The sequence below is a fragment of the Eisenbergiella sp. OF01-20 genome, assembly GCF_003478085.1.
GTDB lineage: Bacteria > Bacillota > Clostridia > Lachnospirales > Lachnospiraceae > Eisenbergiella.
On the sequence record NZ_QUES01000005.1, the window covers coordinates 99,026 to 117,198 of the forward strand.

Consider the following 18,173-nt stretch of genomic DNA (forward strand, 5'->3'; position numbering starts at 1 on the left):
GGATTTGATTGGTATGGAGCAAATACATATTGCACAAATAATTTTTTTATATTTCCATTACTGCATCTTAAAACAAGACATATTGCCGGAATATTTTTATATTATCTATCTCTCCTGCCTGAAAACAGTGGGTGCTTTACCGGTAAATTTCTTAAAGATTTTAATAAAATAAAAATAATCATGAAAGCCGCAGGCTTCGCCAATCTCATTAACAGACATATCGGTTTTCAGCATCAGCTCCTTCGCCCGGCTTATTCTTAGCTCTGTCAGGTATTTGACAAATGTGGTACCTGTCTCTTTCTTAAAAAGCTGGCTGATGTAGCAGGGGTTCAGATTCAGCTTCTCAGCAAGACTCTGTGCGGATATATCCTGGGAATAGTTTGCATTTACGAATTTTATCAGCTCCAGAAATTTTCTGTTTCCGCTCTCATACTCCGTTTCCGGTTCGTTTTCCCCGCGCAGTTCCTTCACAATATATGCTGCCAGCCCCTTAAAATTCTTAAAACGGTACACGATCTGGTTATAGGAATACAGGCAGCTTTCCTCATCCATGTACTGTAAAGCCAAGTTATATAGATCCGCCGCCATCCGGATATGGTTCATACCTGCGCCGTCAAGCAGCAAGCGCTCCAGTTCCTCCGGACAGGCAAGAAAAGCTCTGGCCTTCTGCATAACCTGAGAATCATAAACTGTATTTTCTGTAAATTCTTTCTCCTTCTCATAAAAGAAAAACTGGTAGCTATTATAGACCAATTGGCATGCCTTCTGCTGCAGCTCTTTACAGGACACCATTTCCGCGCTCCGGCTGACCCCGAAAATATCCGGGTTACCTGCCAGCCATTCTTTATCCAGGGCCGGGATCGGTTCATTGGAAAGATACAGATATTCATTCAGCCCGATATTTTGCGCGTAACAGCAAAATACCGGTCCTTTACTGACGGATACTGCGATATAAAAAGTCTCATTGATATGTCCTTCATCCAGATAGCCCCGCAGCGCCTGTTTATTGCCCTCGTACAACGCTTCAATAAATTCCTGTACCGCCATGCCGTTTCCGTTGTTTATATTTCCAACCGCCTTTTTCACACAGGCAGTCAGATCATCATAGTCTATGGGCTTCAGGCAATACCCCAAGGCTCCATACGCAATACATTTCTGTGCATAGGAAAAATCTGCATAGCCGCTTATAATGATTAACTGCGTGCCGCTGCCCAGCTCCAGTATGCGTGAGCAGAGCACCAGGCCGCTAAACGGAGGCATATCAATGTCGGTTATAACAATATCCACCGGATTCTCACGGATATATTCCAGCGCCTCCCTGCTGTCTGTAAAGGCGGCGCATACTTCTGCATGGAGCGCTTCAAAATCCACTCCCCAGCGTATCGACTCTATCACCATGGGTTCGTCATCTACAATCACTACTGATACCGGCATTGTCTCTTCCTCCTATTTCTTGTCGGAACGGTAAAGCGGTGTACTGCGCATATGCAACACCACCTTTGTTCCCTCTCCCCAGCGGCTTTCCACAATAAGCCCGTAATTTTCCCCATACATCAGACGCAGGCGGAAGTTTACATTAGCAAGCCCCACATGCCGGGACTGGTGGACACTTTCTGCGGACATGAGCCTCTTAAGCTCCTCCAGGGTCTCCTCATGTATGCCAACCCCGTCATCCTGCACCGTTAAGTACAGTTCCTCCCCCTCCAGCTTGCTGGCAAGGTACAAGGTAGTCATCGCGGTGGTCTTTTCCACAGAATGCAGGAAAACATTTTCCAGAATAGGCTGCAGAATCATACCTGCTACCGGCAGCTTAAGCGTCTCCTCCGCTAAATTATACACAACATCCACTTTATAGGGAAACCGCGACTTCTGGATATCTATATACGCCCGTGCCATACCGATCTCATCCGCAAGCAAAACCACATCCCCGCCTTTAATGCTGTATCTGAATATTTTGCCCAGATTCCCTGCAACCATTGCCCCCTCCGGGAGGTTGTTTTTCATACAAATCCCCTTGATAATCTCAAGCGCATTATACAGGAAATGCGGATTAATCTGACTGCGCAGAAAAGCAATTTCCGCTTTTTGCTTTTCTATATCCACCTCATACAGCGTATTCGTAGTATTGATAATTCTCCGCGACCGTTCTTCCAGTTCATCTGTCATTTCGTTCAGGACACGGGCAAGGCGTATCATTTCCCAGCTGCCCTTCACAGTCACATGATTCTTCACTTCCTTAAAATTTCCCGCCGCTATTCTTCCCATATACTGTTCCAATATATAAATGGGAGATACAATACTATGGTACAGCAGCCCGCATACAAGCAACAGTGCAGCGATACCCGCAGCCCCGAATATAAAAATCAAACGCTGCACATAGGCGACGTCCAACAACAGCTGCTGCTTGTCCGTATAGCTGATCACATACAGATTGTTGCTGTGGGTTTTCTTCACCGAAAGATAATATTCCCGGGTATCCACCGTATTGCTGTCCGGATGATCCAGAAAAATACCGGCTATCATTTTAGCCCTCTCTTCCTCACAATTAATAGGGTAATACTGCCCAAAATTATCCATCAGCACATAATTGGTTCCCATTTCCGCAAATTCGTTGTTCCAGTTAAAATTCCTGAGCCGGAAGGATACCATGCAGGTACCGATGGGATTGGCATAATTTTCTCCGGATCTGCTGGAGTAAATGGGAGACATATAACGGATCGCTTTATATTCATTCTGGACGTCCGTCTGCATCTCAATACCCGTGCAGACAACAGCCTTCTCCCTGCCGAAGCGGCTAAGCAGCTCATCCACCTGGCGTTTCGTGGTTATATTCGCATAAATACGTTTTCCGCACAGTACGATATCACTGGTTTCCGGATAGATAATTTTAATGCTGGTCAGAAGCTGGTCCATCTGCTTTGCCAGCTCATAATATTCTCCGCCCGTCTCTCCTTCAAAATAATCCTGCAGCAGTCCGTCGTTTTGTAAAAAGTTAATTACCGCACTCCCTTTATCATCGACGTAATTTGCTTCCTGCTCGATTTTCTCAAGCATGCTGCCCACATAACCGATATTTTTCTGGAGGACTATTTTGCCTGCCAGAACGGAAACCGCATAGCCAATGCATAAAATAGTCAATAATATGATGAGCAGTACCAGCGCAAACTGCTGCCTTATTTTAAGTTTATGCATAGGACCGCCTCCTTTTCGTGAGATGAGAGCCTTTATAATAGCACGGTATATGCGGTTCGTAGGATACCGCTCCCAGGCTTAATCATTTTTCCGCATGTAATCAATTTATTTTATGATACACGAAAAGGGGATCCAAATTCAAGGGGATGTTTTATAAAACTAAAAAAGGGAGACAGCTTAAAAACTGTAACTCCCGAAGATCATAACTATTCTTTTTTTTAGGATTCCATGAAGAGGCGTAACGATCCATAACATTACCGGCTTTTTTCTTCATAAATGTGTCTGCGTCTCAGCTGACCGCAGGCCCCGTCTATATCTCTGCCCATTTCCCTTCTGACAGTGACGTTTATTTTGTTTTTTTCCAGTTTATTTTTAAACGCGAGGATTTCCGCCTGCCCGGACTGCCTGTAAGTGCGCTCTTTTATGGGGTTCACAGGAATGAGGTTCACATGGCAGTTTAACGGCCCCGCCAAAGCCGACAGCTGCATGGCATCCCCGGGCGTATCGTTCACGCCGGCAACAAGGCTGTATTCAAAGGTAATCCTTCTGCCTGTTTTTTCAAAGTAGTATGCGCAGGCATCCATCAATTCATCCATATGGTAGGTTTCCGCGACGGGCATGAGCTTCCTGCGCTTTTCGTCCGTCGTAGCATGCAGGGAAAGCGCCAGTGTAATGGAAAGCCCTTTTTCCGCCAGTTCCCTCATCTTTGGCACAATGCCGCAAGTGGAAACGGTGATGTTCCTCTGGCTGATATGAAGGCCGTGCGCCTCTGTGAGTATGTGGATAAAGGTAAGCAGATTATCAAAGTTATCCATAGGTTCCCCGGTTCCCATCACCACCACATGAGAAACCCGTTCTCCTGTCAGCCGGGTAATCGCATAGATCTGATCCAGCATCTCCGACGGCAGAAGGTTCCTCTCCCAGCCGTCCAGGGTTGAGGCACAGAACCGGCAGCCCATCTTACATCCCACCTGGGAAGAGATGCATACGGAATTGCCGTGCTTATATTTCATCCATACGCTTTCCACCATATTCCCATCAGAAAGGGCGAAAAGGAATTTCCGGGTACCGTCCAGCCTGGATTCCTGGATTTCAACCGGCTTCAGGCTCACATAAGGATACTGATCCTCCAGTTTTTTCCGTAAGGAAAGAGGGATATTGGTCATCTCTTCATAGGAAGCCGCCAGCTTGTTGTGCATCCAGTCATACAGCTGTCCGGCACGGAAGCTTTTTTCTCCCTGCCGCTCCATTTCGGTTTTCAGTTCTTCCAGCGTCATGGATTTGATGTCAGTGTCCATATTATCCCTCTCGCACAAAGGCGGCAATAAAAAAGCCGTCCGTTTTATGGATCCCCGGCAGAAGCCGGCACATTCCCGCCGCGCTCTCCCGATTTCTCAACTCCCGGGGCAGTCCTTCATCAAGACTTTGGAAAGAAAATGGAAAGTTATCCGCAAACCAGGCGGCCTGTTCTTCATTTTCTTCCTTATTGATGGTACAGGTACTGTAAATGAGTGTTCCTCCCGGCTTCACATACTCCGCCGATACAGCCAGAATGCGTCGCTGCAGCGCCGCTACCTCCCGCAGGCTGTCCGGCGTTACCCGGTACTTAATATCCGGTTTTCTCCCGATAACCCCCAGGCCGGAACAGGGCAGATCGGCAAGCACCACATCCGCAGATTCCTTTTTTCCCTCATCCGGGACCGTGGCATCCCATACGTTTACTTCCAAATTGGAAATTCCCAGCCTGCGGGCATTTTCCACAATCAATCCTGCTTTATATTCGGAAACATCCCTGGCTTCCACCCGGCCGCTGCCGGTCAGCCGGTCGGCCACATGAACCGCCTTGCCTCCGGGAGCTGCGCAGACATCCAGAAGGACCTCCGTTTTTGCCCTGCCGGCCAATGCACACTCCGTCACCAACATGCTGCTTACATCCTGAACGGTAAACAAACCGCCGGCAAAACCAGGAAGAGAAGCCACTCCCTCGGATTTCTGAAGCAGATAGGCATAGGGCAGATAAGGATGGGGAGCGGGACCGGCGCCGCATTCCTTAAGATCTGCGAGCAGCTCTTTCTTTTCCTCTTCCGAAAGCCTTCCTGACAGTCTGATAGTCACGGGCCTGGGTTCCAGCAATCCCTCCAGGATTTTTTCCGTATTCTCAGGCCCATAATCTGCAAGCCACATTTTCACTATCCATTCCGGCATAGAGTACATGACGGAAAGATAAAGGACCGGATTTTTTTTCTTATCCGGCCATTCCAGTTTCTCTTTTCCCCGGGACAAACTACGCAGTACACCGTTGACATAGCCCTTCAGCTGCTGGAAATGACGGCTTACCGCCAGCTTTACCGCCTCATTGCAGGCCGCCGAATCGGGGACACTGTCCATGAAAAGGATCTGGTAGGCTCCCATCCGCAGCAGATTACGGATGAGTGGCTTGCATTTGGAAAGGGGCAGTTTGGAAAACCGGCCCAGGATATAGTCCAGCTGCAGCCTGCGTTCCGTCACCCCTTCCGTAAGGCGTTTGATAAACGCCTTATCCCGGCCGTCCAGATAATTGTATTTATCCAGAACACGTTTCAGAAGAAGGTTAACATATTCCTGCCCTTTTTCCGTTTCCATTAAAATATCCAGTACCAGGCCCCTGGCATTTATTCCGCACTCCGTCTTCATCCGTACTCCTATCCGTGTTTGCTTTTGTATAACTATTCCGTATCCTTACCGTTCGTACAAGGCTGGATTTTCACTCCGCACCTTTTCCGGCCAGGCTTTAATCACGATCTCTTCTTCCGCCTGCCAGAAGATACAGCCTGAGAAGCTGCAGGATAGAGGACGCAGCGGCGGCAACATACGTAAGTGCCGCGGCGCTGAGCACCTTCCTGCAATAGCCGGTTTCTTCTTCCGACAGGATACGATATCCCTGCAGCATCTTCAGGGCGCGGCCGGAAGCATTGAATTCCACCGGCAGGGTTACCAGCTGAAACAGCACGGAAATGGCGAATACCCAGATTCCGATCTGTATGAACGTGTAGCTGAGGCCGAAAATCAGTCCCAGAACCACCATAGGCAGCCCCAGGGCAGAACCGAAATTTGCTACCGGAACCAGCGCCCCTCTTATTTTCAGGGGTGCATAGCCTTCCTTATCCTGCACCGCATGGCCGCATTCATGAGCCGCAACGCCGATGGCGGCTACGCTGCCCGAAGCATAGGTGGCATCTGAAAGGCGGAGGACCTTGGTCCTGGGATCGTAATGGTCGGTGAGATTTCCCTTCACATGCTCCACCCTGACGTCTCCCAGGCCGTTATAATTTAAAATCATTCTGGCAGCTTCCGCTCCTGTCATGCCCGTCATGCTCCGCACCCGGGAATACTTGTTATAGGTGCTGTTCACCCTGGAACTGGCCCAGATAGAAAGCACCGCACCGATAATTACCAAAAAATAAGTAGGGTCAAAATAATAACCAAATCCTAACATCCCAGCATTTCTCCTTTTTCTATTCTGCAGCCCAGAAGAAAATCCTTAACCTGCATACGTTTCTTGCCTTCCAGCTGCAGCTGCGTCACCTTCAGTATCCCATCCCCGGTATTGATATACAGGGCTTCCCTGTCCGCTTTTTCCACACTTCCCGGTTCTCCCTGCGCAGCCTCCCCACAGGAAGAGGCCTCCCAGATTTTCAGCGTTTTTCCTTTATATGAAGTATACGCACTGGGCCATGGATTTAATCCTCTTATCAATCGTGCGGTTTCCGCCGCCGGACGGGTAAAATCAATCTGTCCCATGGATTTATCAATCATTCCCGCGTAACAGCTTTCCGAATCGTCCTGAGGCTCCGGAACCGCCTCGCCTTTTTCAATGGCTGAAAGGGCAGGGACAATCAAAGCAGCCCCCGCTTCGGCCAGCTTATCATGGAGGCTGGCATAGGTATCCTCCGGTGTGATAGCCACTTCCGTTTTAAAAAGCATGTCCCCGGTATCGATACCCGTGTCCATCTGCATAATCGTTATGCCCGTCTTTTCCTCTCCGTTGATAATCGCCCGCTGAATAGGCGCAGCCCCTCTGTATTTCGGCAAAAGGGAGGCATGGATATTCACGCATCCGAACCTTGGCATATCCAGGATTTCCCGGGAAAGAATCTGTCCGAAAGCCGCCACCACAAAAATATCCGCCTCATAGGTTTTCAGCTGTTCCACAGCTTCCGGCTTTTTTATCCTCACGGGCTGGAAAACAGGGATATCATGGGAAACCGCAAATTGCTTTACCGGGCTCATCTGCAGTTCTTTTCCTCTTCCCTTCGGCTTGTCCGGCTGTGTCACCACAGCGCTTATCTCATGTCCCGCCTTCCAGATCGCTTCCAGCGCTCTGGCCGCATAATCGGGGGTACCCATAAATACCATTTTCATACGATTGCCTTCCTTTATTCGTCGTAACTGTTCCGTCCCTTCACAGTTACTATTCTTCCGCTTCTTCCACATCCATCAGCTCACCTTCCACTTTTTCCACATACATATGGCCGTCCAGGTGATCAATTTCATGGCAGAAAGCTCTGGCCAACAGTTCCGTTCCTTCTATTTCAAAGGGCTTCATATCCCTGTCATAAGCCCTGACTTTTACATAATTGGGCCTGGTTACCGTTCCGCTTTTTCCCGGCAGGCTCAGGCACCCTTCGCCTCCGGTCTGCTCTCCGCTGGTTTCCAGGATACGGGGATTGATCAAAACAATGGGGTCTTCCCCTGTCACATCAACTACCACCACTCTTTTCAGGATTCCCACCTGAGGTGCAGCCAAGCCGACGCCGTTCGCATCATACATAGTTTCCAACATATCATCAATCAGTTCTTTGATACGGGGGGTCACTTCCTTTACTTCCTTACAAACCTTTTCCAGGATGGGATCCCCCATGATTCTGATATTTCTGATAGCCATTTTTTCTTCCACCTTTCTTCTTTTGATAATAGTTGTTCCTCTCTCAGAAAGAGGACATGGGATCAAAATCGAACTGTACATTTTCATCCTTGCGCTCCTGTTCCTTCAGGAAACGCTCCATCCGGTTTTTCAGCCGGATCAGGATAGCATACTCCGGGTTCTTAATATAAAGGACGTACCGGAAAATATCATTAATTCTGCCGATAAAGGCCGGAGCCGGGCCGATGAGGATCGTGTGTTCCTCCCTGCCTTCCTCCGATTTTAACGCAAGCCCTTTCAGCAGGCCGGCAAGCGCTTCCCCGCCTTCTGCCGTCAAAGAGGTTACCTGTACTGCCAGAATATGGGATACCGGCGGATACGAAAGCAGCTGCCGGTAAAGGATTTCTTCTTCATAAAACCCTTCATAGTCCTGGGCCGCCGCATGCAAAATACTATAATGTTCGGGCTGATAGGTCTGGATCACCACTTCTCCGGGCCTGGTTCCTCTTCCGGCCCTTCCCGCCGCCTGGGTAAGCAGCTGGAAGGTACGTTCCCCCGCCCGGTAGTCGTTAACCGAGAGGGACATATCCGCGGCCATAATACCCATCAGCGTTACATTGGGGAAATCGTGTCCTTTGACTATCATCTGTGTCCCCACCAGAATATCCGCTTCCCCTGCGGAAAAAGAGGACAGGATCTTTTCATAGCTGTCCTTCGTTTTCGTGGTATCCGCATCCATACGAAGCACCTTTTTATCAGGATACAGCTTATGCAGCTGCTCCTCTATCTGTTCCGTCCCGGCCCGGAAACCCAGAATATATTTGGAACCGCATTCCGGACAGAGTTTTACGGCAGGCTGGGTAAAGCCGCAGTAATGGCAGACCAGCGTACCGTTTTTGTGCTCGGATAAAGACACGTCACAATGCGGGCATTTCATAACATGCCCGCACATCCGGCAGGAAACAAATCCCGCATACCCCCGCCGGTTAAGGAAGAGCATGCTCTGCTCCCCCCGTTCCAGCCGATCCTGCAGAAGGTTCTGAAGCCTGGCGGAAAAAATGGAACGGTTTCCTTCCTTCAGCTCTTTGCGAAGATCCTCCACATAGACGCGGGGAAGTTCGCCTCCGGTAAGACGTTCATCCAGCGTGAACAGCCGGTATCGGCCTTGTTTCGCCCGGTAATAGCTGTCCAGGGAAGGAGTTGCCGAACCTAAAAAGACGCTTGCCCCATGAAGCCTGGCAAGTTCCTCCGCCGTTTCCCTGGCATGGTATTTGGGCATCGTTTCGCTTTTATAACTGTTTTCATGTTCTTCATCTATGATGATGATTCCGATATCCGGGAACGGCGTGAACAAAGCCGACCGGGGGCCGATGATCACATCAATTTCCCTTTTTCTGGCTCTTTCACACTGATCATATTTTTCCCCGGGAGAAAGGGTGGAATTCAAAACAGACACCCGATCCCCGAATCTTTTATAAAACCGGAGCACCGTCTGATAGGTAAGTGCAATTTCCGGAATCAGCATAACGGCCTGACGTCCCCTGGCGATAACCCTGGCTATCAGCTCCATATAAACTTCCGTTTTACCGCTGCCGGTAATTCCCCGCAGCAGATAGGTCTGCCGGATTCCCTGATCATAATCGGCGGTTACGGCATCCACAATCGCCTGCTGGTTCCTGCTGAGCATACGCCCCGCTTCTCTCCTGGCATCCAGTTTTACAGGATTTCTGTAATAGGGGACGCTGTTGACCGCAATCAGACCCGCATCCCGGAGGCTTTTAAATGTGGCCGGGGAAATATTCAGTTTCCTTGCCACCAGCGCCTGGGGAAGCCGTTCTTCGGCAATCAGCTCCTGCAGGACCCTGGCCTTGGCTCTCTGCGCTTTCCGTTCGCATTCCCGCATTTCGGCCCGGGCCTCTTCTATGCTCACCCGGAGGCATATTTCTTTCTTTTCCTGCTGTTTCAGCTTCTGCCTGACCGGCAGGACTGTTTTCAGCGCATTAATCATAGTGGAGCCATAGTGCTCTTTCATCCAGAAGGCCAGCCGGATAAGACGGCTTTCCACCTGTATGCCTTCTTCCATAATGGAATGGATTTCCTTCAGACGGGTTATATCAAATTCCGGTTCATCCGTCATTTCTATAATATAGCCTGTGCGCAGATTGTTGCCGCTGCCAAAAGGAATCCTCACCCGCATCCCCGGCTCCGGCACGCCCAAAAGGGCATCCGGAACACGGTACTGAAACGGGCGGTCCACCTTTTCGTGGGATATATCCACTATAATATTCGCAAATCTGCCCTGCATGTATACCTCATCTTCTTTTTTAATTATCTTTGCGTTCCTTCAAAATCTCCGCGATAAGCTCCCTTTCGTCCATATGGTGCTTTTCGCCTCTGATCTCCTGATAATCCTCATGTCCTTTGCCGGCAAGTACGATAATGTCTCCCGGACGGCCGTTATCAATCGCATAGGCAATGGCTTCTTTTCTGTCACAGATCTCTATATATTCTCCGTCCGTTTTCCCGATTCCGGTTTTGATATCTTCGATAATTGCCTGAGGCTCTTCAAACCGCGGGTTATCGGATGTGATAATAGTTAAATCCGCAAGCCTGCCGCTCACCTCACCCATTTCGTAACGGCGCAGACGGGAACGGTTGCCTCCGCAGCCGAACACGCATACCAGCCTGCCGTGATCATATTCCTTCAGCGTGGTCAGAAGGCTTTCCAGCGCCATGGCATTATGCGCATAATCGATAAGAAGAGTGAATGCGTCCGACACCTTCACCATTTCTATCCGGCCCTTTACCCTGGCTTCCCGGAGCGCTTTTTTTATCGCTTCCTCCGACACTCCGAAATGACGGCAGATAGCGATCGCCGTCAGAGCGTTGTATACGCTGAACCGGCCGGGCATGGCGATTTCCCCTTCGAAATCCATAAGCCCGCACACCTGGAAGGCCACTCCCAGATGGCCGTTATGATTGGTCAGCCGCAGATTTTCCGCACGCAAATCCGCATCAGGAGATAAACCGTAGGTCTCCAGCTCACAGGTATGGCCTTCCATCACTTTTTCCCAGTGACCATCATCCCGGTTGGCTATCCCGACACGGCACTGCCTGAACAGCAGCCCCTTGCAGTGCATGTATTCTTCAAAGCTTTTGTGTTCATTCGGCCCGATATGGTCCGGCTCAATATTCGTAAAAATCCCAAAATCAAACACGAAGCCCTGGCTCCTGTGCATCATGAGCGCCTGGGAGGAAACTTCCATGACCACCGTATCACAACCCGCCTCAACCATCCTGGCCATATAAGACTGCAGAATATAGGATTCCGGCGTGGTGTTATCCGAAGGGATATGGGTATCAGAGATGATAACCTCTATGGTGCCCACCAGCCCTACCTTACATCCGGTCTTTTCCAGAATGGATTTAACAAGATAGGCGGAAGTGGTCTTTCCCTTGGTTCCCGTGATCCCTATGGTCTTAAGCCGCCGTGCCGGATGTCCGAACCAGGCAGCGGAAATAAAAGCCATGGCGTAACGGGTATCCTCCACCCGAAGGATCGTCACTACGGCATCCCCGGGTACGTCCACTTCCTTTTGTGTCACCAGAACCGCAGCCCCTTTTTCCACGGCCTGTGCCGCAGCGCTGTGCCCGTCAAAATTAGCGCCTTCTATACAAATGAATAAACATCCTTTTGTAATTTTTCTGGAATCGTATACAACGTCGGGTACATCAAGCTGCGTTGTCCCCCGCACTACCGTAACATCCAGATTCTCAAGTAATGTCTTTAATGCTGCCATATCTTTCCTCTTTTCTTTTTGAAAAATGGATATTTAAGCGTAATACTTCCATAAGAATAGCACAGGGGGACGGTTTTTTCAACCAATATGTCCCAGCTGCCCGTTCCCTGCCGTCTTCCGGGCACTGCGGCCGGGGTGAAAAAATCCATCACAAAATGCAATAAGCCCTCACTTTCGTGAGAGCTTATCGCTTATGAGGGGGGAGATAGTTAAGTGAGTTGTTAATCAACTATCTGACACTAATGATACCTTTAAATTGTGTTCATTCTGTGATTAAAGTTTAAAAAAGTTCTTAATTCCCTGAAGGAATTATTAAGAAATAGGGAAGAGTTTTGTATTATTCAGCGGCTCCGTGCAGTAAATGCACAGTCCGGCTAAACAGTTACAGGTTTTCCATTTTTCGGATTACATCCTCCGGCAGCCTTACCGAAGCATATCTTCCATTCCACATTTTCCTCTCAAAATATGCCGTCAATTGTTCCGCACTAAAATAATCATTGTCAAAGGTTGATGTTGTGTGAACGGGAATGCATACGTGATACCCCTTCTCAAATGCAGACTTGCAGGTGGCATCAATACAATATTCTGTTTGCAGCCCTCCAAGGATAATATCGGTTATCTTCTTTTCTCTGAGATATGCATCCAGCCCGGTTTCCTTAAAAGCACTGTTATAGGTTTTATCAAATATCCGCTCCCCCTCCTGCGGCGACACCCCGTCATATATCTGCCAGCCTTGGGTTGCGTAAGCGAGTTCATCCCCTTCCCCGCCGTCATGACGAACATATATCACTTCGATACCCCTTTGCCTGGCCGTGCCGATAACCGCCTTCAGATTCTCCTTTAACTCCTCCTCACGAAAGGGATGTGCTTCCATGAGCGCATTCTGCATATCTACAATCAGTACTATTGTGTTTTCCCGTTTCATCTTCTCTGTCCTTTCCTAATTACTGTTACCCGTTAATTATTACGTATAAAAAAAGCCGCGCACCCACATTCAATTGCAATTCGTAAATTATTGTTTTTATAACCCTCCCGAAATCTCCTCTATTTTACCACATACCTAAGAATGTTACCACATCAGACAAAAAAGCTTATCCATGCCGCCCCACCGCAAGATCTTCTTCTCTTTTTCTAAAGAAAACCTTAAGACTTTTTATTTTCTTTTTCTAAAACGTACACATTCCCGTCACATTTTTCCTGTATTATAATCTCAGATAGTTAAACAACTCAAAACTATCTCCCCCCTCATAAGAAAACGAAAAGCTGTCAGTACGGTGCAAACCGCTGGCAGCTTTTTCGTTTTCTTCTGTATATGCCCGGGCACTTCCTGCCGGAAATCCTTTCGTTTGAACAGATCAGCGTCCCTATGTGCCCTGCGGCATCCCCTCCTGTTCCTCTTCCTCTGCCGCCTTCATAAGCTTTTTACGCACCTCTTTTTCTTCAATCAGCCTGTCCCTGGTGGACTTCATGCCATAATCCGTGGAGGAAAAGGTAATAATTCCCGGCACCTGTCCCGCATTACGGAATAATTCCTTCAAAATCCCTGACGACCGTTCCAGCCCATGCCCTGGATTCCCTATGAGAAGAATGCGCACCTTCTTCCAGAACCGCCGTTCCTCCGCCTCTTCATGAAGCCTGGGCGAAAGCCGTTCCAGCATGCGGTAAAAAGCGGACGGTAAATTACCATTATACACGGGTATCACAAAAACATACGCCTCTTCCCTGTCCAGCCAGGCCGTCAGTTCCGCAAAGCCATCCTTTTTGGGACAACTGCCGTGTGTACACTCGTAGGAGCAGGGACCGCAGCCGTCAAAGGGAAAATCATGAATCCATTTCACCACAAACCTTGTTTTTGTCTGCTGCTTGAGAAACAACAGAAAATCCCCGCAATTACCGTCTTTTCTGGAACTGAAATTTATTCCAAGCATATTTGTTTCTTCCCTTCCTTCAGCCATTGTACCGTATCCTTCATCGTCTGCATCAAATCCCGAGGACTATACCCAAGCTCTTTTGTAGCCTTATCATGGGAAAAACGGTCGTTGCTCCGTAACGTATAAAGAGAATATCGGGTGTACAGCGGCCGCTTTTTCCTGCATTTCGCATAGCCTGCCAGAATAGGGGCGGCCGCTTTTGCCATCCACATAGGCAGTACAGGAACCCGCCTGCAGCTGCAGAGCCTGTGCACCATGGCAAGTACTTCCCGGATTTCATAGTGGCGGTTAGAGAGGATATAGCACTCCCCCTTCCTGCCTTTATCCGCCGCCAGAAGGCAGCCTTGTGCCACATCCCGCACATCCACAAAGTCATAGCCGCCTTTCACACAGGCAGGGAGCCGCCCCATAATATAATCATTTACCAGCTGTACCAGGTAATTGCCCGTACCTCCAAACGGCCCCAGTATGCCGGACGGGTGCACTACCACGGCGTCCAGCCCCTGCTTTACCAGGGAGAGTACCGCTTTTGTCGCTTCCGCTTTGGTTTTGGCATATCCGCCGGTAACCGCATTTTCTGAAAATTGACTGACCTCTTTCATCACGCCGTAATCTCCGTTTTCCGGGATCGCATGTACGGAACTGACATATACGAATCTTGTTATCCGCTTTTCCAGGCACAGCCCGGCAATGGTTTTCGTCCCGTTTACATTCACATCGTATACCCGGGGTGTCACCTTCCCCGAAATATCAATGATGCCGGCAGTATGTATCACAATTATGTCCATACCGTCCGTATGTTCAAAAAGCGGCAGCAGGGACTCCCGTCTGCGTACATCCCCCCTGTAATAGGTGATATTCCCCCTGTCCGCCCCTTCCTCACCAGGCAGAAGCAGCCCCCTCACAAGACACTCTTGTTGTTCCAGCATACGGACGATGGTACTCCCCAGATGTCCGTCCGCGCCGGTAATGATATACATTTTCTTCATGGCGAACCTCCCTGTCCAGAGTCGTTTGCCGCTGCAGGAAGCGGTTCCTGCAGCGGCAGATTTTGTAGCTGTGAAAGTACGGAACAGTTACAAACTTTTTGTCAATATCATTATAGCAACATCTATTTTCCCTCTCAATAAGCAGATTTCCCCTCTCTGCCCCCTTTTTGAACAGATCGGAGAAAAATGTTGCCGACTCCTATTCTTTTAGGAATTCTAAAGAAACACTTTATAAATTTTATATCATTTTATTAAAATGGACATACTCCTGTCACAATTCCCGGTTATCATATATTTCAGATAGATGAACAACACCTATCTCCCCCCTCATAAAAGATAAGATAAAAAGGCGCCTGTCAGCAGGTGCCTTTTTATCTTATCTTTTTCTATTACTTAATTGTTCAGCAGGGATGCGCAGTACTGCGGTTACCTGACGGGCAGTTGTTATATTTCTTCGATTTGGATATTGCGGAGCATATCTTCCGCCAGCTTAAGCGGAACATTTCCGCTTTCCAGGGTGGTCGCATTCGCCGCGGAAATGGCAGCGGCTTTTCTCAGCATTTCCTCTTTTTCCTCCCCTGCGGTTATGGACATAGCCAGGGAAGCTACCACACTGTCGCCGCAGCCTACCGTGTTCAGGGCCGAAACCCTGGGCGCCCTGGCATACAGGCATCTTCCTTGCTCCGCCAGAAGAAGGCCTTTGTCCCCCAGGGAAACCATGACAAGTCCCACACCATCGGAAAGCAGCACCTCTGCTGCCTCTTTGACCGCCTCCCGATCCGGAAGCCGGCGTCCGATAATATATTCCAGTTCCTTCCGGTTTGGTTTGACCACGGCTGGGGATGCCTTTACCCCTTCCTTCAGCAGTTCCCCGCTGGTATCCAGAACCACCTGCTTTCCCACCGCGGAAGCGCTTTGGATAAGCCTGGCATAGATATCTGACGGGATACCGGGAGCTGCGCTGCCGGAAAGGATAACAAGGCTGCTTTCCTCTGCCAGCAGGACAAAATTTTTCATAAATTCCTTCAGGCTGGTATCACTGATGTGAGGGCCTGGCTCCAGTATTTCCGTCACATAACCGTTATCCGCCACGATGTTCATGCTGGAGCGCGTCTCTTCCTCCACCCGGATAAAGGCGCTCCTTATCCGGAGCCTGTCCAGCTGGGCTTCCATCCACCTTCCCTGATAACCGCCCAGAAAACCGGTGGCCGTCACCTCGTAATTATACTGGCGGAGAATTTTACTCACATTGATTCCTTTGCCGCCCGGGATATTGTCAACGGAACGCATCCTGTTCACCCTGCCGGGGAACAGTTCTCCTGTCCTGTATGTCTTATCAACTGCCGGATTCAGCGTTACTGTCAAAATCATATAAAATCCCCTGTTCTTTTTTATTTGTAAACTTGACTCATCAGGTGCCAAATGACCATCCGCCCGCTGCCAGAGCGGTGTTCCCTATTCCTTTTCACTGATATTGCTGCATCACCAGCTGAAGCTTTGTATTCCCCTGATAGGTATTGATGGAAGGGTAATAGGTTACCGACAGACGGATATCCTGGCTTTTTCCCAGATACAGCCGTTCCACCGCTTCCCTGCCGAATTTCTTTTCCAGATAGGCATTCATCGGTTCCGGATCGCCGAAAGCCATCATTTCCCACTTTGTCTGACAGTCGTCCAATACCGTAAAGCGTACGGCATTCCCATTTTTCCCCAGGATTCTGGCCGACAGGAAGGAGAGATCCTTCTGGGCAAAAACCGGCTTGGGATTGCCGTTTCCGAAAGGCTCCAAAAGCTCCAGCTCCTGTACAAATTCCATGGAGACATGGGAAACCGGCATCGGGACATCAATATGGACCCGTTCTTCCATGTCACTTTCGGTCAGGGTGCAGACCGCATTGATTTCCCTCCGGAAGTTTTCCACATCCTTCTCCTCCAAAGACAGGCCCGCAGCCATTTTATGGCCGCCGTACTTCGTAAAAAGATGCTTTACCCTGGTCATTTCTTCGTACATATGATAGGTTTCTATGGAACGGCCGCTGCCCTTTACGCCTTCCTCGCCTCTGGTCAGCACAAACACCGGTTTATAATATTTTTCCCGCACTCTGCCGGCTATGATTCCGGCAAGGCTTTCATGGCAGTCAGGAAGATAGACTACAAGCACGCGATCCTGCATGAGCCCGCTCTCTTCCACCGTCCGTATCGCCTTCTTCACGTAAATATCCGTCATTTCCTTCCGGCTGTCGTTCAGCTGCTTCAGATCCGACGCAATACGGACAGCCTCTCCCCGATCCTCCGCTTCCAGAAGCTGCAGCGCCCTGACAGCCGTGTCCAGACGCCCTGTGGCATTCAGACAGGGACCCATAACAAAACCGAGATGATAGGCCGACAGCTTTCCTTTTTCTATGCCGTTTACCTCCATCAGGGCACGCAGCCCCTGGTTGGCGGTGTTTTTCATATGGGACAGGCCGAATTTCACAATAACCCGGTTCTCATCCAAAAGCTCCATAACATCACACACCGTGGCAAAAGCAGCCAGTTCAAGGAGTTCCTCCAGCAAAGACTTTTCTTTCTGCGTCAGTTCCAGCTTCCGATAAAGGGCTTCTATAACTTTATAAGCCACAACGGCGCCGCAAATCCCTTTATAAGGATATGCATCCCCGTCCTGCCTGGGATCGATCACGGCATCTGCAGGAGGCAGTATGTACCTGCGCTCCCCTTCCGCTTCCTCATAGGGGACTTCATGGTGATCGGTTACGATCACAGTCATCCCCTTCTCTTTGGCCATTTCTATCTGAGGCGCGGCGGCAATCCCATTGTCACAGGTAATAATGGTGTCAATCCCTGCCTGAAAGGCATCCTCAACCAGATGTTCATTGAGCCCGTAGCCATCCTTCATGCGGTGGGGGATGGCAGTATCCGCCGTCGCACCCGCCCGCAGCAGCCCTTTATGCAGGATAAACGTGGAGCAGATCCCATCCGCATCATAATCCCCTATTATCCGGATCGGCCGGCCCGTCTTTATTTTATCCAGCAGAATATCCACCGCTTTTTCCATATCCTTAAGCAGGCCGGGCGCATACATATCCGCTATGGTTCCCTGAAGATATCTGCGTATTTCTTCCTCTTCAATAATATCCCTGTTGCGGATAATCCGGGCCAGCACAGGGCTGATTCCAAATTCCTGTCCGATTTTCGTAAAGTCCGCCCGTTTGGCAGCTACAAACCATTTTGCCATTTATTCACTCCTTTGCATCCTGCCGCGTTTCCCTGCCATAAAAAAGCGTCCTGACCCAGGCATGTCCGAATATCCATTCCCCGCAGATTGTGATGCCCATCTGGCAGAAAGCAGTTTCAAACA

14 protein-coding genes are annotated in these 18,173 nt (G+C 49.4%); all 14 read right to left on the minus strand.

Features of this window, described 5'->3' with window-relative positions:
* Positions 1 to 105 precede the first annotated feature (105 nt).
* The 14 genes from DXA36_RS08950 to recJ all read right to left on the minus strand — a co-directional run bounded on the left by DXA36_RS08950 (position 106) and on the right by recJ (position 18,050).
* A complete protein-coding gene (locus DXA36_RS08950) occupies positions 106 to 1,434 on the minus strand; it encodes a response regulator transcription factor (RefSeq protein ID WP_118678313.1) in 1,329 nt (442 codons plus the stop codon).
* 12 nt (positions 1,435 to 1,446) lie between these two features.
* Positions 1,447 to 3,192: a sensor histidine kinase gene (locus DXA36_RS08955; protein ID WP_118678315.1), complete on the minus strand. Its 1,746-nt coding sequence runs from the start codon at positions 3,190 to 3,192 to the stop codon at positions 1,447 to 1,449.
* Positions 3,193 to 3,446: 254 nt separating this feature from the next.
* On the minus strand, positions 3,447 to 4,490 hold the full coding sequence (rlmN, locus tag DXA36_RS08960) for a 23S rRNA (adenine(2503)-C(2))-methyltransferase RlmN (protein ID WP_118678317.1): 1,044 nt from the start codon (positions 4,488 to 4,490) through the stop codon (positions 3,447 to 3,449).
* Position 4,491: 1 nt separating this feature from the next.
* Entirely contained in the window at positions 4,492 to 5,865 is a 1,374-nt protein-coding gene (gene rsmB, locus DXA36_RS08965) for a 16S rRNA (cytosine(967)-C(5))-methyltransferase RsmB (RefSeq protein WP_118678319.1), read from the minus strand.
* Between the two features lie 97 nt (positions 5,866 to 5,962).
* A complete protein-coding gene (locus DXA36_RS08970) occupies positions 5,963 to 6,667 on the minus strand; it encodes a zinc metallopeptidase (protein ID WP_118678321.1) in 705 nt (234 codons plus the stop codon).
* A complete protein-coding gene (fmt, locus tag DXA36_RS08975; RefSeq protein ID WP_118678323.1) occupies positions 6,661 to 7,593 on the minus strand; it encodes a methionyl-tRNA formyltransferase in 933 nt (310 codons plus the stop codon). Before fmt ends, DXA36_RS08970 begins: the two co-directional genes overlap by 7 nt.
* Before the next feature lie 49 nt (positions 7,594 to 7,642).
* Positions 7,643 to 8,116: a peptide deformylase gene (def, locus tag DXA36_RS08980; protein ID WP_118678569.1), complete on the minus strand. Its 474-nt coding sequence runs from the start codon at positions 8,114 to 8,116 to the stop codon at positions 7,643 to 7,645.
* Positions 8,117 to 8,159: 43 nt separating this feature from the next.
* On the minus strand, positions 8,160 to 10,400 hold the full coding sequence (gene priA / locus DXA36_RS08985) for a replication restart helicase PriA (protein ID WP_118678325.1): 2,241 nt from the start codon (positions 10,398 to 10,400) through the stop codon (positions 8,160 to 8,162).
* Between the two features lie 19 nt (positions 10,401 to 10,419).
* Positions 10,420 to 11,895: a UDP-N-acetylmuramoyl-L-alanyl-D-glutamate--2,6-diaminopimelate ligase gene (locus DXA36_RS08990; RefSeq protein ID WP_118678327.1), complete on the minus strand. Its 1,476-nt coding sequence runs from the start codon at positions 11,893 to 11,895 to the stop codon at positions 10,420 to 10,422.
* A 382-nt stretch (positions 11,896 to 12,277) separates the two neighbouring features.
* Positions 12,278 to 12,820 carry a cysteine hydrolase family protein gene (locus DXA36_RS08995; protein ID WP_118678329.1) on the minus strand — a complete coding sequence of 181 codons (543 nt, stop codon included), beginning with the start codon at positions 12,818 to 12,820 and terminating at the stop codon, positions 12,278 to 12,280.
* A gap of 439 nt (positions 12,821 to 13,259) precedes the next feature.
* A complete protein-coding gene (locus DXA36_RS09000; RefSeq protein WP_182478987.1) occupies positions 13,260 to 13,823 on the minus strand; it encodes an NAD(P)H-dependent oxidoreductase in 564 nt (187 codons plus the stop codon).
* Complete coding sequence (locus DXA36_RS09005; RefSeq protein WP_118678333.1) at positions 13,811 to 14,815, minus strand: NAD-dependent epimerase/dehydratase family protein; 1,005 nt, start codon at positions 14,813 to 14,815, stop codon at positions 13,811 to 13,813. Before DXA36_RS09005 ends, DXA36_RS09000 begins: the two co-directional genes overlap by 13 nt.
* A gap of 444 nt (positions 14,816 to 15,259) precedes the next feature.
* The gene (gene pfkB / locus DXA36_RS09015; RefSeq protein ID WP_118678337.1) at positions 15,260 to 16,186 is read right to left on the minus strand and encodes a 1-phosphofructokinase; all 927 of its coding nucleotides are present in this window, start codon (positions 16,184 to 16,186) and stop codon (positions 15,260 to 15,262) included.
* Between the two features lie 94 nt (positions 16,187 to 16,280).
* Positions 16,281 to 18,050: a single-stranded-DNA-specific exonuclease RecJ gene (gene recJ, locus DXA36_RS09020; protein WP_118678339.1), complete on the minus strand. Its 1,770-nt coding sequence runs from the start codon at positions 18,048 to 18,050 to the stop codon at positions 16,281 to 16,283.
* Positions 18,051 to 18,173: the final 123 nt, after the last annotated feature.

Bases quoted from the DNA above. Each gene is read 5' to 3' on its own strand.
- DXA36_RS09000 (WP_182478987.1), bottom strand. From the start codon at position 13,823: ATGCTTGGAATAAATTTCAGTTCCAGAAAAGACGGTAATTGCGGGGAT.
- recJ (WP_118678339.1), bottom strand. From the start codon at position 18,050: ATGGCAAAATGGTTTGTAGCTGCCAAACGGGCGGACTTTACGAAAATC.
- fmt (WP_118678323.1), bottom strand. From the start codon at position 7,593: ATGAAAATGGTATTTATGGGTACCCCCGATTATGCGGCCAGAGCGCTG.
- priA (WP_118678325.1), bottom strand. From the start codon at position 10,400: ATGCAGGGCAGATTTGCGAATATTATAGTGGATATATCCCACGAAAAG.
- pfkB (WP_118678337.1), bottom strand. From the start codon at position 16,186: ATGATTTTGACAGTAACGCTGAATCCGGCAGTTGATAAGACATACAGG.
- DXA36_RS08995 (WP_118678329.1), bottom strand. From the start codon at position 12,820: ATGAAACGGGAAAACACAATAGTACTGATTGTAGATATGCAGAATGCG.
- DXA36_RS08970 (WP_118678321.1), bottom strand. From the start codon at position 6,667: ATGTTAGGATTTGGTTATTATTTTGACCCTACTTATTTTTTGGTAATT.
- rsmB (WP_118678319.1), bottom strand. From the start codon at position 5,865: ATGAAGACGGAGTGCGGAATAAATGCCAGGGGCCTGGTACTGGATATT.
- DXA36_RS08950 (WP_118678313.1), bottom strand. From the start codon at position 1,434: ATGCCGGTATCAGTAGTGATTGTAGATGACGAACCCATGGTGATAGAG.
- def (WP_118678569.1), bottom strand. From the start codon at position 8,116: ATGGCTATCAGAAATATCAGAATCATGGGGGATCCCATCCTGGAAAAG.
- DXA36_RS08990 (WP_118678327.1), bottom strand. From the start codon at position 11,895: ATGGCAGCATTAAAGACATTACTTGAGAATCTGGATGTTACGGTAGTG.
- rlmN (WP_118678317.1), bottom strand. From the start codon at position 4,490: ATGGACACTGACATCAAATCCATGACGCTGGAAGAACTGAAAACCGAA.
- DXA36_RS08955 (WP_118678315.1), bottom strand. From the start codon at position 3,192: ATGCATAAACTTAAAATAAGGCAGCAGTTTGCGCTGGTACTGCTCATC.
- DXA36_RS09005 (WP_118678333.1), bottom strand. From the start codon at position 14,815: ATGAAGAAAATGTATATCATTACCGGCGCGGACGGACATCTGGGGAGT.